15 protein-coding genes and 1 pseudogene are annotated in these 16030 nt (G+C 71.3%); 12 read left to right on the top strand and 4 right to left on the bottom strand.

Annotated elements, in window-relative coordinates:
* Positions 1-115 precede the first annotated feature (115 nt).
* Genes IEZ19_RS25885 through IEZ19_RS25895 form a run of 3 tightly spaced genes read left to right on the top strand, consistent with a single transcriptional unit; the run spans position 116 to position 2829 of the window.
* On the top strand, positions 116-1606 hold the full coding sequence (locus IEZ19_RS25885; RefSeq protein WP_189313682.1) for an IucA/IucC family protein: 1491 nt from the start codon (positions 116-118) through the stop codon (positions 1604-1606).
* Positions 1607-1633: 27 nt separating this feature from the next.
* Positions 1634-2548, top strand: a complete 915-nt coding sequence (locus IEZ19_RS25890; RefSeq protein ID WP_189313683.1) for a HipA family kinase — start codon at positions 1634-1636, stop codon at positions 2546-2548.
* The gene (locus IEZ19_RS25895; protein ID WP_189313684.1) at positions 2545-2829 is read left to right on the top strand and encodes an Rdx family protein; all 285 of its coding nucleotides are present in this window, start codon (positions 2545-2547) and stop codon (positions 2827-2829) included. Before IEZ19_RS25890 ends, IEZ19_RS25895 begins: the two co-directional genes overlap by 4 nt.
* Here the strand turns inward: IEZ19_RS25895 and aceB are convergent.
* Both aceB and IEZ19_RS25905 read right to left on the bottom strand, forming a co-directional pair.
* Entirely contained in the window at positions 2819-4444 is a 1626-nt protein-coding gene (aceB, locus tag IEZ19_RS25900) for a malate synthase A (RefSeq protein ID WP_189313685.1), read from the bottom strand. The two genes, IEZ19_RS25895 and aceB, sit on opposite strands and share 11 nt — an antisense overlap.
* Before the next feature lie 184 nt (positions 4445-4628).
* On the bottom strand, positions 4629-5228 hold the full coding sequence (locus tag IEZ19_RS25905; RefSeq protein ID WP_189313686.1) for a nucleotidyltransferase family protein: 600 nt from the start codon (positions 5226-5228) through the stop codon (positions 4629-4631).
* Between the two features lie 213 nt (positions 5229-5441).
* On the opposite strand from IEZ19_RS25905, the gene IEZ19_RS25910 reads away from it, so the two are divergent.
* On the top strand, positions 5442-5729 hold the full coding sequence (locus IEZ19_RS25910; protein ID WP_229840758.1) for a DUF5955 family protein: 288 nt from the start codon (positions 5442-5444) through the stop codon (positions 5727-5729).
* Between the two features lie 31 nt (positions 5730-5760).
* Here IEZ19_RS25910 and IEZ19_RS25915 read toward each other — a convergent pair whose 3' ends face one another.
* Positions 5761-6555 carry an IclR family transcriptional regulator gene (locus IEZ19_RS25915; RefSeq protein WP_189313688.1) on the bottom strand — a complete coding sequence of 265 codons (795 nt, stop codon included), beginning with the start codon at positions 6553-6555 and terminating at the stop codon, positions 5761-5763.
* A gap of 273 nt (positions 6556-6828) precedes the next feature.
* On the opposite strand from IEZ19_RS25915, the gene allB reads away from it, so the two are divergent.
* The 8 genes and pseudogenes from allB to IEZ19_RS25955 all read left to right on the top strand — a co-directional run bounded on the left by allB (position 6829) and on the right by IEZ19_RS25955 (position 15547).
* Positions 6829-8169 carry an allantoinase AllB gene (gene allB / locus IEZ19_RS25920; RefSeq protein ID WP_189313689.1) on the top strand — a complete coding sequence of 447 codons (1341 nt, stop codon included), beginning with the start codon at positions 6829-6831 and terminating at the stop codon, positions 8167-8169.
* A gap of 54 nt (positions 8170-8223) precedes the next feature.
* On the top strand, positions 8224-9339 hold the full coding sequence (gene alc / locus IEZ19_RS25925; protein ID WP_189313690.1) for an allantoicase: 1116 nt from the start codon (positions 8224-8226) through the stop codon (positions 9337-9339).
* A 137-nt stretch (positions 9340-9476) separates the two neighbouring features.
* Complete coding sequence (locus tag IEZ19_RS25930) at positions 9477-10289, top strand: AIM24 family protein (protein ID WP_189313691.1); 813 nt, start codon at positions 9477-9479, stop codon at positions 10287-10289.
* 89 nt (positions 10290-10378) lie between these two features.
* On the top strand, positions 10379-11005 hold the full coding sequence (locus tag IEZ19_RS25935) for a dihydrofolate reductase family protein (protein WP_189313692.1): 627 nt from the start codon (positions 10379-10381) through the stop codon (positions 11003-11005).
* Between the two features lie 112 nt (positions 11006-11117).
* Positions 11118-12016, top strand: a pseudogene (locus IEZ19_RS25940) (DMT family transporter).
* A 221-nt stretch (positions 12017-12237) separates the two neighbouring features.
* The gene (locus IEZ19_RS25945) at positions 12238-13257 is read left to right on the top strand and encodes a DUF4331 family protein (protein ID WP_189313693.1); all 1020 of its coding nucleotides are present in this window, start codon (positions 12238-12240) and stop codon (positions 13255-13257) included.
* Positions 13258-13651: 394 nt separating this feature from the next.
* The gene (locus IEZ19_RS25950; RefSeq protein ID WP_189313694.1) at positions 13652-14764 is read left to right on the top strand and encodes an ABC transporter substrate-binding protein; all 1113 of its coding nucleotides are present in this window, start codon (positions 13652-13654) and stop codon (positions 14762-14764) included.
* 387 nt (positions 14765-15151) lie between these two features.
* Positions 15152-15547 carry an OsmC family protein gene (locus IEZ19_RS25955; RefSeq protein ID WP_189313695.1) on the top strand — a complete coding sequence of 132 codons (396 nt, stop codon included), beginning with the start codon at positions 15152-15154 and terminating at the stop codon, positions 15545-15547.
* Here IEZ19_RS25955 and IEZ19_RS25960 read toward each other — a convergent pair.
* Positions 15538-15732: a hypothetical protein gene (locus IEZ19_RS25960; RefSeq protein WP_189313696.1), complete on the bottom strand. Its 195-nt coding sequence runs from the start codon at positions 15730-15732 to the stop codon at positions 15538-15540. The genes IEZ19_RS25955 and IEZ19_RS25960 overlap by 10 nt on opposite strands.
* Between the last annotated feature and the right edge of the window lie 298 nt (positions 15733-16030).

Here is a 16030-nt window from a genome sequence, read left to right on the forward strand (position 1 = left end):
GGCCGTGACTGCCAGGACCGGCGGTCACGATCTCCGGACACGGCAGACATACTCATCACGAACGGACCGTCCGGGCGCATGATTCCGCCCGGACGCAGGACAACGATTGGATCGCATGGACCCCATGCACGCCCGTGACGACGTCGGAGAGCGCGCCGACGCGTACGCGGCCGCGCCCCTGCTCAGCTGTCTGCTCCGGGAAGTGGCCGAACCGCTCGACGCTCCCGGGGACCGGCGCGTGTACCGGCTGCCCGGTGGGCGGCTGTTGAGGGTGCGCGGAGAGCGGCGCCCGGCCGAGCCCGAGATGCACGCGGCCGGCGCCTGGCTCCGCATCGGCCACACCGAGCTGGTGAAACTCGTCGCCGAGGTGCTGCGCGGGTACACGGGACTGCCGGGCGACGACCTGCCCGCCGAGATGATCGACAGCCGGGACACGGTCGTCGCGCTGCTGACCGCCCGTGCCCGGGCGACGGCGCCCGAGGACCCGTATCTGCGCTCGGAGCAGTCCCTCATCACCGGCCATCCCTGCCACCCCGCCCCCAAGGCGCGGGGCGGCGGTCCCGCGGCGGGCTGGCTGCCGTACGCCCCCGAGGCGCACGCACGCTTCCCGCTCGTGCTGCTCGGTGTGCGCGAGGACCAGGCCGTCGAGGAGGGTGACACCGCGGCACTCGACGCGCTCGGCACGGCACCGCCCGGCTACCGGCTGCTGCCCGCCCACCCCTGGCAGCTCGACCTCGTCGCCCCCACGCTCGCTCCGGCCTTCGCAGACGGCCGACTGGTCCGGCTCGGCACGACCGCCTTCGACACCTGGCCGACCGCGGCGATCCGCACCCTCTACGAACCCGAGCGCGACCTGTTCCTGAAGTTCAGCCTGGACGTGCGCATCACCAACGACATCCGCCGCCTGTGGCGCCACGACCTGCGGAAGCTCCGCCGTACCGACACGGCCGCCGCGGGCGCCTTCGCCGCGCAGGACGGCACCGCGGCCTGGCTGTCCGACCGCGGCCACCGCACCGCCGCCTTCGCCTACGAGGAACTGGCCGTCCTTGTCCGCGACGGCCTCGGGGGTCACCTCCTGCCCGGCGCCACCCCGCTGCTCGCCGCCGGGCTCGTGGAGGGCTTCGACGGCAGCCCGCTCGCCGCCGCGGCCGACCCCGCGGCCTGGTGGGCGGCCTATCTGCGCCAGGTCGTCCCGCCCGCGCTCACGGCCTTCGCGGACCACGGCGTCGTGGTCGAGGCCCACCTGCAGAACACGCTCGTCGCCGTGGACGCCGCGGGGCTTCCCGTCCAGGCCCTGTTCCGCGACGCCGAGGGCGTCAAGCTGCTGCCGGACGTGTCCCGGGAGGCCGGCTGGGAGCGGCTGGTGTACACCCTGGTCGTCAACCATCTCACCGAGATCGCCGCCGTCCTGGCCGAGCTCCACCCCGGCCTCGACCCCTGGCCCGCCGCCCGCGCCGAACTCGCCCGCCACGACCTCCCGGAGATCCCCGCCCTGCTTGCCTCGCCCACCCTGCCCGGCAAGACGAACCTGCTGCTGCGCTGGACCGGTGCGGACGGTGCCGACGCCCGCTACCTGCCGCTTCCCAACCCGCTGCGCGACCCCTGACCGGGCCCCTGCCTTACGCTGGCCGGTGTGCTGCGCGACGTGACCGCTGTTCGATACGTGACCCCGCTGAGGTCCGGGGGCTCCGTGCCCGGAGTCGTCGAGGCCGACGACCTGGGCACGTACGTCGTGAAGTTCACCGGTTCCGCGCAGGGCCGCAAGCCGCTGGTCGCCGAGGTGATCGTGGGCGAGCTGGCACGCGCCCTCGGGCTGCGCTTCCCCGAGCTGGTCCTGGTCCACTTCGACCCGGCGATCGCCCGGGACGAGCCGCACCAGGAGCTACAGGACCTCCTGGACGCCAGCCACGGACTCAACCTCGGCATGGACTACCTGCCGGGCGCGAAGGACTTCACGCCCGAGGTCGCCGGGACGTTTCCGGTGGACCCGTTGGAGGCGGGCCGGATCGTCTGGCTGGACGCCCTCACCGTGAACGTCGACCGCACCGTCCACAGCTCCAACCTCATGGTCTGGCCGACCTTCGGCACCGCGCCCCCGCATCTGTGGCTGATCGACCACGGTGCCGCCCTCGTCTTCCACCACCGCTGGGACGCCTCGGCCCCGGAGAAGACGTACGACTTCCGTCACCACGCCCTGGGCCACTACGCGCCCGACACGCGCGCCGCCGACGCCGAACTCGCGCCCCGGGTCACCGGAGAACTGCTGCAGGGCATCCTCGCCGAGGTGCCGGACGCCTGGCTCCGGGACGAGCCCGGCTTCTCCACGCCCGACGAGGTCCGGGCGGCGTACGTCGGCTATCTCGCCGCGCGCGTACGGGCGTCGGCCCAGTGGCTGCCCACCGATTTCCCGAGCCGCGAGGAACTCGCGGCCGAGGAGGCCGCCCGCGCGGCGAAGACGCAGCGGGGCCGTCCGAAGTGGCTCAAGCGGGTCCCCGATCTGCACGGCGAACCGGCGGCGGAACAGGATTGGTCGGTGCATCTGGGATGAGTCATCGAGTACAGATCGAGTACTGCACGCAGTGCCGCTGGCTGCCGCGTGCCGCATGGCTCGCCCAGGAGCTGCTGACGACCTTCGAGGCGGAGCTGACCGAACTTGCCCTGAAGCCTGGCACGGGCGGGGTGTTCGTCGTGCGCGTGGACGACGAGGTGGTGTGGGACCGGCGCGAACAGGGCTTCCCGGAGCCGACGCAGGTGAAGCGGCTGGTACGCGACCGAGTGGCCCCGGGCAGATCCCTGGGCCACTCGGATCGTTCGGACGTCAGCCCCTGAGCTGCTCGTAGGCCGGCAGCGTCAGGAAGTCCGCGTAGTCCTCGTCGAGGGAGACGTGCAGGAGCAGGTCGTGGGCCTGCTGCCAGCGGCCGGCCGTGAAGGCCTCCTCGCCGATCTCCGCGCGGATGTTCCCGAGCTCTTCCGCGGCGACCGTGCGGGCCAGCTCCGGGGTCGCCTTCTCACCGTTCTCGAACTCGACGCCCGCGTTGATCCACTGCCAGATCTGGGAGCGGGAGATCTCTGCGGTGGCCGCGTCCTCCATCAGGTTGAAGATGGCGACCGCGCCGTGCCCGCGCAGCCAGGCCTCGATGTAACGGATGCCCACCTGAACCGCGTTGACGAGACCCGCGTACGTCGGCTTGGCGTCGAGGGAGTCGATGGCGATCAGGTCGGCCGCCTCGACGTGGACGTCCTCGCGCAGCCGGTCCTTCTGGTTGGGCTTGTCGCCGAGGACCTTGTCGAAGGACTCCATGGCGATCGGCACCAGGTCGGGGTGGGCCACCCACGAGCCGTCGAACCCGTCGTTCGCCTCACGGTCCTTGTCCGCCTTGACCTTCTCGAAGGCGACCTTGTTGACCTCCTCGTCGCGCCGCGACGGGATGAACGCCGCCATGCCGCCGATCGCGTGCGCGCCGCGCTTGTGGCAGGTGCGGACGAGGAGTTCGGTGTACGCTCGCATGAACGGGGCCGTCATCGTCACCGCGTTGCGGTCCGGCAGGACGAACCGCGGCCCGCCGTCGCGGAAGTTCTTGACGACGGAGAACAGGTAGTCCCAGCGGCCGGCGTTCAACCCCGAGGCGTGGTCGCGGAGTTCGTAGAGGATCTCCTCCATCTCGTACGCGGCCGTGATGGTCTCGATGAGCACGGTGGCGCGGACGGTGCCCTGCGGGACGCCGACGTGGTCCTGTGCGAAGACGAACACGTCGTTCCAGAGGCGGGCCTCCAGGTGCGACTCCGTCTTCGGGAGGTAGAAGTACGGCCCCTTGCCGAGGTCGAGCAGCCGCTGGGCGTTGTGGAAGAAGTACAGCCCGAAGTCGACGAGCGCCCCCGGGACTTGCCGGCCCTCGGCGTCGACGAGATGACGCTCGTTCAGATGCCACCCGCGCGGGCGCATGACGACAGTGGCGAGCTGGTCGGCGGCCTCGAGGGCGTACGACTTCCCGGACGCCTGGTCGGTGAAGTCGATGCGGCGGGTGTAGGCGTCGATCAGGTTGAGCTGGCCGATGACCACGTTCTCCCAGGTAGGCGCGGAGGCGTCCTCGAAGTCCGCGAGCCAGATCTTCGCCCCCGAGTTGAGGGCGTTGATGGTCATCTTGCGGTCCGTGGGGCCGGTGATCTCGACGCGGCGGTCCTCGAGGGCCGCGGGAGTGGAGGCGACCCGCCAGGAGTCGTCCGCGCGGATCGCGGCGGTCTCCGGGAGGAAGTCGAGTGTGGAGGTGCGTGCGATCTCGGCGCGGCGCTCCGTGCGGCGGGCGAGGAGTTCGTCACGGCGCGGGGTGAACCGCCTGTGCAGCTCCGCCAGGAAGGTGAGCGCCTCACTTGTGAGGACCTCCTCCTGCCGGGGCAGGGGCTCGGCGTCGACGATGGCCAGCGGGGACGACGCTGGTGCGGACATGAGCTGTCACTTCCTTCAGCGGTGGCACCGAGTGCCAGTCGTTCCGGGTACGGCGAGTGACGCCCTCGGAGCGGGAAGGCGCTTCTGATCAGTGGATACTAGTTTCCTCATCGTGGAACTTCAATGGTTTGTTGATGTCGAGATTCTCCGGGTCGAGGCAAGGTGACGCCCGGTGCCACCCCGCTCACTCAAGGTGGACCAGATCGGCTTCGGTGTCGATGTCGTACGGCTCGGCCACGTCCCCGCACTCGACGAGCGTGATCGCCTCGTCGTGGGCGCGCAGATAGGCGCGGGCACCCCGGTCCCCGGTGGCGCTCGCGGCGATGCCCGCCCAGTGCGCGGCGCCGAACAGCACAGGGTGGCCGCGCACGCCGTCGTAGGCGGCCGACACCAGCGATCTCTCGTCCCGGTACCCACCGAGTACCCGCGCCACGGCTGCCGGTCCGATGCCGGGCTGGTCCACGAGCACGACCAGCGCGGCCCGCGCGTCCGTGCCGGAGAGGGAGTCGAGCCCGGCGCGCAGCGAGGACCCCATGCCCTCGGCCCACTCCGGGTTGTCCACGAGGACGCAGCCGTCCAGCACGGCCCGCTCCCGTACGGCGTCCGCGCCGGCGCCGAGCACCACATGGACTCGCGTGCACCCGGCGGCCCGGAGCACTCCGACCGCGTGCTCCACGAGGGGCCGCCCCCGGTGTTCCAGCAGTGCCTTCGGCCGTCCGCCGAGCCGTCGACCGCCGCCCGCGGCGAGGAGCAGCCCGGCGATCGGGTCCTGGTTGTCCGTCATGTGTCCTGTCATACCTGACGCAGGGGTCGATGACCCGTTTCGAAGGACTGAATTTCGGTCCGCGGAGTGGCGCTCGCCGTACCGGGTGGCGTTTACTGACCGGCGTCCCCCGGTGCCCGACCGACGCCCGGGGACAGCGCGGTACCGCGAGACGTGGGCGCACAAGGACGTGCGAGGGGGAGGGCTGTGTTGCGGAGCTTGGGGCAGAGGCCAGTGACCGGCATCGACGACGACCCGAGAGTGGCGGAGTTGCGGACCGCGGTGTCCCGGCTGCGCCGCGAACTCGCCGCTCACCCGGCCGAGTTCCCCGACCGCGGCATCGCCGAGGACGAACTGGCCGCCCTCGCCGCGATGACCTCGGGCGGCATCCCGGAGACCCCGCGCCTGCGCCGCTCACTGCTGCTGATCGCGGGCGCGATCGGCTCGGTCAGCGCACTGGCGCGAGGCCTGTCGGACGTACGGGACGCCGTGGACCTGTTCGCGGAACCCCGGCGCAACTGATCGGCGCGGGCCGCGATGGCCAGGCGTGTGATCAGGCCGTCCCCGAACTGGCCAGTGCCTGGGACAGCTCCGTCGCCACCTGCTGGAGCACCGGCACGATCTTTTCCGTCGTCGATTCCGTGACCCGGCCCGCCGGGCCCGAGATGGAGATGGCCGCGGCCGTGGGGGAGCCGGGGACCGAGACCGCGAGGCAGCGGACGCCGACCTCCTGCTCGTTGTCGTCGACGGCGTAGCCCAGGCGGCGGACGTCCTCCAGTGCGGCGAGGAAGCCGTCGGCCGTGGTGATGGTCCTGTCCGTGGCGGCCGGCATGCCGGTGCGGGACAGGAGGGCACGGACCTCGTCGTCGGGGACGTTGGCCAGCAGCGCCTTGCCGACGCCCGTGGAGTGCGGCAGCACGCGCCGGCCGACCTCGGTGAACATCCGCATCGAGTGCTTGGACGGCACCTGCGCCACGTACACGATCTCGTCCCCGTCCAGCAGCGCCATGTTGGCCGTCTCGCCGGTCTCCTCGACCAGCCGCGCGAGATACGGCCGCGCCCACGTGCCGAGCAGCCGGGACGCGGACTCGCCGAGGCGGATCAGGCGCGGGCCGAGGGCGTACCGGCGGTTGGGCTGCTGACGTACGTACCCGCAGGCCACCAGCGTGCGCATCAGGCGGTGGATGGTCGGCAGCGGCAGCCCGCTGCTCGCAGAGAGTTCGCTCAGGCCGACCTCGCCGCCCGCGTCCGCCATCCGCTCGAGCAGGTCGAAGGCGCGCTCGAGGGACTGGACCCCGCCGCTCGCGGACTTGGCGGAGTCGGTGGTGCTGGCGCGGGACGTCGGCACGGCGCGTTCCTTTCGGGGGCTGGCACGAGGGCAGAAGCCTATCCGGCAGGTGGCCGGCTCCCAGCTTGTACGGACGGACGTTCTGCCTGTCGGAATTGTAATTCCGCTCTGTGGAAGCGTCTAGACCGGCTGCCCGGGCTGCCCTGGAATGAAGTGTGCCCTTGACGGCGTGCGAGCGGGAGTGAAGACTCCTTCAACAGAACGTTGAAATCTGTTACGTAGGAGTAAATCCCGTTTCCCGGAAGTGGAACAGCGGCAGAGAGAGGGGTCCGGGTGTCCGACGCCGAACTGGTGCTGCGCTCGACACGCGTCATCACCCCGGAAGGGACGCGGCCCGTCTCGGTCGCCGTGTCCGCCGGGACGATCACGGCCGTACTGCCCCACGACGCGCCCGTGCCCGGGACCGCCCGCCTGGAGGACCTCGGTGACGACGTCCTGCTGCCCGGCCTCGTCGACACCCACGTGCACGTCAACGATCCCGGCCGCACCGAGTGGGAGGGCTTCTGGACCGCCACGCGCGCGGCAGCGGCCGGCGGCATCACCACCCTGATCGACATGCCGCTCAACTCCCTGCCGCCCACCACGACGGTCGACCACCTCCGCACCAAGCAGCGGGTCGCCGTGGACAAGGCCCACGTCGACGTCGGCTTCTGGGGCGGCGCGCTGCCCGGCAACGTCAAGGATCTGCGCCCGCTGCGCGATGCCGGCGTCTTCGGCTTCAAGGCGTTCCTGTCGCCGTCCGGCGTCGACGAGTTCCCGCACCTCGACCAGGAGCAACTCGCCCGGTCGCTGGCGGAGATCAGCCGGTTCGGCGGCCTGTTGATCGTGCACGCCGAGGACCCGCACCGCCTCGCCGCCGCCCCGCAGCGCGGCGGCCCCCGGTACGCCGACTTCCTGGCCTCCCGCCCGCGCGACGCCGAGGACACGGCGATCGCGAGCCTCCTGGACCAGGCGAAACGCCTCCACGCGCGCGTGCACGTCCTGCACCTCTCCTCCAGCGACGCCCTGCCGCTGATCGCCGCCGCCAAGGCCGACGGCGTCCGCGTCACGGTCGAGACCTGCCCGCACTACCTCACCCTGACCGCCGAGGAGGTCCCGGACGGTGCCGGCGAGTTCAAGTGCTGCCCGCCGATCCGCGAGGCCGCCAACCAGGACCTGCTCTGGCAGGCGCTGGCCGACGGCACGATCGACTGCGTCGTCACCGACCACTCGCCGTCCACCGCCGACCTGAAGACCGGCGACTTCGCCACGGCCTGGGGCGGCATCTCGGGTCTGCAACTGAGCCTGGCCGCCGTGTGGACCGAGGCGCGCCGGCGCGGGCGCGGGCTGGAGGACGTGGTCCGCTGGATGTCCACGCGCACCGCCGGACTCGTCGGCCTCGATGCGCGCAAGGGCGCCATCGCGCCCGGCCACGACGCCGACTTCGCCGTCCTCGCGCCCGACGAGACGTTGACCGTCGACCCGGCCGCCCTCCAGCACCGCAACCGCGTCACGGCGTACGCCGGCAAGACCCTGTACGGCGTCGTGCGCTCCACCTGGCTGCGCGGCGAACGCATCGTCGCGAACGGCGAGTTCACCGAACCGAAGGGACGACTCCTGAGGCGTACTCCCTGATCCCGTCCCGCACCGCACCCGCAGCGGCCGACACCGAAAGGAACCCCCGTCACTGTGACGTCGATCCCGAGCTTCACCGGCGACGCGAACCCCTACGGAGGCGGCGACCCGTACGCGGACTACCGCACCGCCGACTTCCCCTTCACCCACCACGCGAACCTCGCCGGCCGGCAGCTCGGCGCCGGTGTCGTCGCCGCCAACGACGAGTTCTTCGCCATGCGCGAGAACCTGCTGGTGCCCGGGCGCGCCGAGTTCGACCCCGAGCGCTTCGGGCACAAGGGCAAGATCATGGACGGCTGGGAGACGCGCCGCCGGCGCGGTGCCTCCGCCGAGCACCCCTGGCCCACGGCCGACGACCACGACTGGGCGCTGGTCCGGCTCGGCGCGCCGGGCGTGATCCGCGGGATCGTCGTCGACACGGCCCACTTCCGCGGCAACTATCCGCAGGCGGTGTCGGTCGAGGCCACGGCGGTGTCCGGTTCCCCGTCCCCCGAGGAGCTGCTCGGGGACGACGTGAAGTGGACGACCCTCGTCCCGCGCACCCCCGTCGGCGGGCACGCTGCCAACGGCTTCGCCGTCGATGCCGAGCAGCGCTTCACGCACGTACGCGTGAACCAGCACCCCGACGGCGGCATCGCGCGCCTGCGCGTGTACGGCCAGGTCGTGCCGGACCCGCGGTGGCTCGAGGCGCTCGGCACCTTCGACGTGGTCGCGCTGGAGAACGGCGGCCGGGTCGAAGACGCGTCCGACCTCTTCTACTCCCCGGCGACGAACACCATCCAGCCCGGCCGTTCCCGCAAGATGGACGACGGCTGGGAGACGCGCCGCCGACGCGACCGGGGCAACGACTGGATCCGCTTCCGGCTGGCCGCCCAGTCGCAGATCCGCGCGATCGAGATCGACACCGCGTATCTGAAGGGCAACAGTGCGGGCTGGGCGTCGGTCTCGGTGCGGGACGGCGAGACCGGCGAATGGCGCGAGATCCTCCCGCGCACCCGCCTCCAGCCCGACACGAACCACCGCTTCGCGCTGCCGGCCCCCGCCGTCGCCACGCACGCGCGCGTGGACATCTTCCCGGACGGCGGCATCTCCCGGCTGCGCCTTTTCGGCTCCCTGACGGAGCCGGGGGCGTCGGCGCTGTCCGCACGCCACCAGGAACTGGGCGGCTGACACCGGGCGCTCCGAGAACGTCGGATGAACAGGATGAAACAGACATAACCACCCATTCTGTCCGGTTTGTTCGGCGTTCATGTCCATCCCGGGCGGTCGGCCGGAACTCTTCGGTCCGCCTCCCGCGTTCTCCCCTCGTGACTCTTCAGCAAGAAATCGTCGGCAACGCCATGCAGATGGCGGTCGTCAACCTGAACCCCGGCCAGACCGTGTACTGCGAAGCGGGGAAGTTCCTTTTCAAGACGACGAACGTGACCATGGAGACGCGGCTGTCCGGACCGCCCGGGAGCGGCGGCCAGCAGCAGGGGGGCGGTGGCGGCATGGGCGGCATGCTGCGCCAGGCCATGGGCACCGCGATGCAGGTCGGCCAGCGCATGCTCGCCGGCGAGTCGCTGGCGTTCCAGTACTTCACCGCGCAGGGCGGCGAGGGCACGGTCGGCTTCGCAGGCGTGCTGCCCGGCGAGATGCGTGCGCTGGAACTCGACGGCACGCGCGCGTGGTTCGCGGAGAAGGACGCCTTCGTGGCCGCCGAGTCCAGCGTCCAGTTCGGCATAGCCTTCCAGGGCGGCCGCACCGGCATGAGCGGCGGCGAGGGCTTCGTCCTGGAGAAGTTCACCGGTCACGGCACGGTGATCATCGCGGGCGCGGGCAACTTCATCGACCTCGATCCGGCCGACTTCGGCGGGCGCATCGAGGTCGACACGGGCTGCGTGGTCGCCTTCGAGGAGGGCATTCAGTACGGCGTTCAGCGCGTCGGCGGCCTCAACCGCCAGGGCATCATGAACGCGGTCTTCGGCGGCGAGGGACTGTCCCTGGCCACCCTGGAGGGCCACGGCCGCGTCATCCTGCAGTCCCTCACCATCGAGGGCCTGGCCAACGCCCTGAAGAAGGCCCAGGGCGGCGACAAGCAGGGGCCGACGGGAGGCCTGTTCTCGACGCACGCCGGGTGAGGCGGCGGCCGCCCGACCGATGAGTTGCGGGTGCCCCCAGGGTCTGACCTGATGACAACGGACCCAGTACCGGAAAGAAGGCACCCGCCATGGGCAAGCTCGTCTCCACCATGTTCGTCACGCTCGACGGCGTCTACCAGGCGCCGGGCGGTCCCCAGGAGGACACCAGCGGCGGCTTCACCCAGGGCGGCTGGAGCTTTCCGTACGGCGACGAGGACTTCGGCCGGTTCGTCACCGAGGTCTTCGACCGTGTGGGCGCCTTCCTGCTCGGCCGCCGTACGTACGACATCTTCGCGGGCTTCTGGCCGAAGGTGACCGACCCCGCCGATCCGGTCGCCTCCCGGCTCAACTCGCTCCCGAAGTACGTCGTCTCGTCGACCCTCGAGAACCCCGAGTGGGCCGGCACCACGGTGCTGGGCGGCGACCTCGCCAAGGAGGTCACACCGCTCAAGGAACGGACGGACGGCGAACTGCAGGTCCACGGCAGCGGCGCCCTCGTGCGCTCCCTGCTGGCGCTCGACCTCGTCGACACGCTCCACCTGCTGACGTTCCCCGTAGTGCTCGGCGCGGGCCGCCGTCTGTTCGAGGAGGGCGCCGTCCCGACCGCGTTCCGGCACAGCGCCGGGCGCGTCACCGGAGCCGGCGTCTCCATCCAGTCGTACGACTTCGCGGGCCGCCCCGAGTACGGCGCGTACGAACTCCCGGACGAGGCCTGACCCGCGGGGCGAAACCCCTGGCCGAAGATCACCCGCACGGGTACGGTGATCTCTCCGAACGGGAGCCGCCGACGTCTCCACGAGTCCGACGCAGACCGGGAGAGCCGCCCCCATGTCGTCGATCGCCGCACCCCGGGCCCTCGCGCCCCGCCGCGCCTGGCAGACCGACCTGCCCGTCCTGCTCGTCGCCCTGTTCTGGGGCGCCAGCTATCTCGCCGCGAAGGACATCACCACCGCGCGCACGGTGCTTGCGGTGCTGGTGCTGCGTTTCGCCGTCGTGCTGCCCGTGCTGGCCGCCGCCGGGCGGCGCTCGCTGCGGGCCCTGACCGGCGCCCAGTGGCGCGGTGCCGCACTGCTCGGGGGAGCGGGATCTTCCTGCTGGAGACGTACGGCGTCGTCCACACGTCCGCCACCAACGCCGGTCTGATCATCAGCCTCACCATGATCTTCACCCCGCTCGCCGAGGCCGCCGTGACCCGCGCGCGGCCGTCCAGGGACTTCGTCGGCGCGGCGGCCGTCTCCGTGCTCGGCGTCGTCCTGCTGACCCAGGGCGGCGGCTTCACACGCCCCTCCCTCGGCGACCTCCTCATGCTGCTCGCGGCGCTCGGCCGCACCGTGCACGTGCTGGCCATGTCCCGCGTCAGGGCTGTGCGGGGCGCCGGCGCCCTGCCGCTCACCGCGGTCCAACTGGGCACCGCCGTCGCGGTGTTCGCGGTCCTGTCGGCCGGCACCGGCCCGACGCCGTGGGCGGTCGCCGCCGGATTCGGCTTGCGGGAGTGGTCCGGGCTGCTGTTCCTGTCCGCGCTGTGCACGCTGTTCGCCTTCTTCGTGCAGATGTGGGCCGTCCGCCGCACCTCGCCGTCCCGGGTCGGCCTGCTCCTCGGCACGGAGCCGCTGTGGGCCGCGGCGGCCGGCATCGTGCTCGGCGGGGAGCGGCTCGGCGCGCTCGGCCTCGCGGGCGGCGCGCTGGTGCTTGTGGGGACCGCGTGGGGACGCCGGGCGGCAGGTTGACCTCCCGGAAACTCACCACAAATCTCAGTGCGGCTCACGTCGCCCGGTCGTTGCTTGTGCCGGTGACCCGTTCGAGGGCTGTTTGGCAGCGGCACTTTCCCCATCGGCCGTCGGACTGGTCCGTCGCTGGCTTGGCCGCACCGCCCGGGTACTTCACGAGCTGCGGAACGGCCGTGGGGCTCTGGCGGATTTCCAGCGAGCGAGCAGGGGAAGAGTCCGATATGTCCAATCACTTCACCGGTCTCAGCCTCGGGCCGCCGCTCGGCGACCAGCGCCTCGATCTGTGCGACCTCTACGCCTTCGGCGCCCCCGGCGATCCGAGCAGGACCGTTCTCATCCTCAACGCCAATCCCAACGCCGATGCCCTGCACCCCGACGCCGTATACCGACTGAACATCGACAACGACGGCGACTACCTGACAGACATCGCCTTCAGCTGGGTCTTCAGCCCGCCGGCGGCCGACGGCTCCCAGACCTACAGCGTCTTCATGGCAACCGGTACGGAGTCCCGCAGCCCCGAGGCGGTCGGCACCAGGATCGTGTCGGACGCCGCCGTCTCCTTCGGCCCCCAGGCCAACGTGATCAGCAGCGGCGACTACAAGGTGGCCGCCGGCAGCCGCAGCGACGCCTTCTTCTTCGACTTCGACGGCATCAAAAACCTGTTCGACACCAGCGGCAACCGGAATTTCACCGCCCCGCATCTGGACGGGCAGTCCCCGTGGACCGGCGTCGACTCCAACACCACGGCCAACGTCTTCTCCATGGCCATCGAACTGCCGACCGCGGAGCTGGCGCCCAGACCCGAGCTGCACATCTGGGGCCGGTGCAGCGTCCTGCGCGACGGCGAACTCGTCCACGCGGACCGGGCCGGACACCCGTCGGTGAGCAGCTTCTTCAACACCGACGACACGAAGGAGGAGTACAACGCCGGCGAGCCGGTCAACGACCGGGCCAGGTGGACGGACCAGTTCGTCCACCTGCTGGGCCACACCGGCGGCTACACGCCCGAGGAGGCGATCACCGCGCTCGACGAGCACGGCATCCTGCCGGACGTGCTGCACTTCGACCCCTCCAAGCCCGCCGCGTACCCCAACGGCCGGACGTTCACCGAAGACGTCATCGACATCCGCGTCGCGTTCCTCACCAAGAACGAGGCGCCGCCCACCGGTCTGACACCGCACGCCGACACCTTGGACCGGTTCCCGTACCTCGGCGACCCGCACCCGGCAGCGGCCTCCTGAGGGTCCTGGCAGAACACACCCCGGGGCTCCCGGCGACCGTGCCGCACTGACGAATCCGTCCTCCGCCTCCCGCTCCTTGTCCAGCCGCACCGTGGCGATCGCGGCTCCGCCGGCGGCCGGGTCCTTGGAATGAGACAGGCGCGAGCCACCTCCCTGCACCTCAGAAGTGACCTTCTGAGGTGCAGGCCCTCGTTGGTGCCGGTGACGATGAAGCCCGGCAGCTCAGCGAAGAAATAATCGGTTGCCTGTGGGCGACGGTGGTGGATCCAATGATCGGCATGCTCACCTGGGCGCGCCCGCCGCGGCGAGACGTGACGAACGCGAACCGCGGGCCCGGGGCGACGCGCGATCCGGGCGGACTGCGACCGCATCGTCCCAGGGGAGACGCCACCCGATGAACACGCCACCATCGCCGTCCGGCGCGGAGCACACAGACGGGTCGTCCGTCCGCCTGGGCGCTCTCGTCCCGCTGACGCGGCCCGGCTGGGTCGAGGCGGGCCGACACCTGCTCGCGGGACTCGACCTGGCTGTTCGCGAGGTCAACGACTCCGGCGGGATCGACGGCAGACCACTGGAGCTGGTGGTCCGGGACACCGCGGCCGATCCGGAGCGGGCCGCGGCTGCCGTGGACGAACTGGCCGGCCTGGGCGTGGCCGCCGTGGCGGGCGAGTACCACAGCGTCGTCGCCCGCGCCGCAGCCGCCCGGGCCGACGCCCTCGGCGTGCCGTTCCTCTGCTCGTCCGCGGTGCTCGACGAGCTCACCGAGGAACCGACGGAGTGGGTCGCGCGCCTGGCTCCGGCCCAGTCCCACGGCTGGCGGATCTACGCGGACTTCCTCCTCGGCGCAGGCCGGTGTCGGATCGCCGTCGCGACCCAGCCGAGCGTCTACTGGGCGTCCGGGACCCGCGTCCTGCGAGACCACCTGGCTCCCCGCGGCGGCACCGTCGTCGAACTCGACACGAACGCGCTCACCCCCGAGGCCCTGTGCGACGCGCTCGTCGACCACGGCGCGACTGCGCTCCTCCTGCTGGTCGGCCATCCGGAGCCGGCGGTGCCTGTCGTCAGGGCCGTCCGGGGCGACCGGCGGCTCGCGGAGATCCTGATCGGCGCTCCGGCCGGACAACCTGAGTTCGCCGAATGGGCCGCGGTGCTGGGCGACGACGGCGCCGGGATCCCGTTCCTGCGCTACCTGCCCGAGCGACTCGCTCCGCTCGGCGAACGCGTCGGGAAGGAGCTCCGCGCGCGGCTGGACGAAGCGCCCTCCTTCGTCGCCTTCGAGGGCTGGGACACCGTCGCCGTCCTCGCCGAGGTGCTGCGTTCCCACGGCTCGGACCGGGCGGCCATCGCCGAGTCATGGCCGTGCGTGGCGGTCGAGGGCACCCGCGGGCCGATCCGGTTCTCCCGCACGCCGGGCATCAGCGTTTGGCAATGGGCTTGGACACCAATCCAAGTCGTTGATCGGGATCCGGCGGAGCCCGATCGCTTTCGGATCCTCCACGCCGGCTGACAGAGAACGGAGGTCCGACTGGGCATCGCAAGCCGGAGCAGGGAGTCAACGCGGCGCGTTGACGACCGACGACAACGCTGGGGGTCCCCGGACGAAGCCTGGGGAGAGGTGCGGCACCGGACGACGTGAGCCCGGCACAGGTCGGCAACAGCCTCTCCGTCGCCCCGTGCACCGGACGCTCGCCCGGGTCGCGCAGAGGCGCGTTCGCTGTCGCCGAGGAGTTCAGAGAGCGCGAGCGACTGGTCGCCCAGTGCGCCGAACCGGATGTCGGCGAGTTCGAAGGAGCACGCCCATGATCCCCGCATCGACGGCAGGCGAGGCAATCAGTTCAGCTGGGCGACGCGGTTCGGGCCCGAAAGGCATTCGAGTTCTGCGACCATTGTCGGCATGGGCGAGTTCGATGTTGTCGTGGGGGCGGGCACGCTTCGGAGCACGGCGGCCGATGCCGTGCAGTTTCCTCATCGGTGGACCTCTGAGGGCGTCACTGTGGAGACGCCCTTCACGGGGGCTCACTTGCTGCACCTGGCCGCCGCCGGGTGCGTGCTCAACGACGTCTTCCGAGAGGCCGAGCGACTCGGTTTCGATGTCCGCGGCGTGCGCGTGACCGCCTCCGGCGGCTTCGACACCGAGACCTGGCAGTCGACCGGGATCCGCTATGTGGTCGATCTCGAAAGCCCGGCCTCGGCCCGCGAACTGGACGCGCTGCTGGAAGCCGTGGACTCCGTCGCTGAGATCCCGAAGGCCATCCGTGCGGGTACGACCGTGGAGCGCGTTCAGTCGTAGCGCTCGTTCGGGACGATCACATCGAACCAGCGAAGCCTGACCTTGATCAGGGGGCGCACGTACTCGGTGAGGACGGCCGGCAGGAATCGACATCGACCAACTCCCTGCCCCCGGACCTGGAGTCGTTCGGCTGCGCGAGCGGCGAGCACGGTGGCGGCGATTCCGACGGCAGTGTGGCCCTGCATAAGTCTCGCCCCGTGGGTGACGCTCGCGGACGCCGGGCCGTCGTGCCGGGCTCTCGTGGAGGCGGCGTGATGGGTTGCGGCGAAGGCAAGTGCCTGGCTTCACGTTCGTGTTGATCCAGAAGCCATCTCCTGGCGCCTGTGACATCCAGGTCACGCCGACCGCTGGAGGAAGTGACCCCGGGTGGGGTCACGGCGCCTGCACTCCGGGGGGAGGCTCGCGGGCGCCGACATGCAGGGGCGATGGCGTCCCTTGCCGTGGTGTAGCCGATCAATGTTGAGGTGTGCGCGGGCTCGCTCT

Origin of the sequence: Streptomyces brasiliensis (assembly GCF_014647875.1) — a bacterium.
In the GTDB taxonomy this organism is placed as follows: Bacteria; Actinomycetota; Actinomycetes; order Streptomycetales; family Streptomycetaceae; genus Streptomyces; species Streptomyces brasiliensis.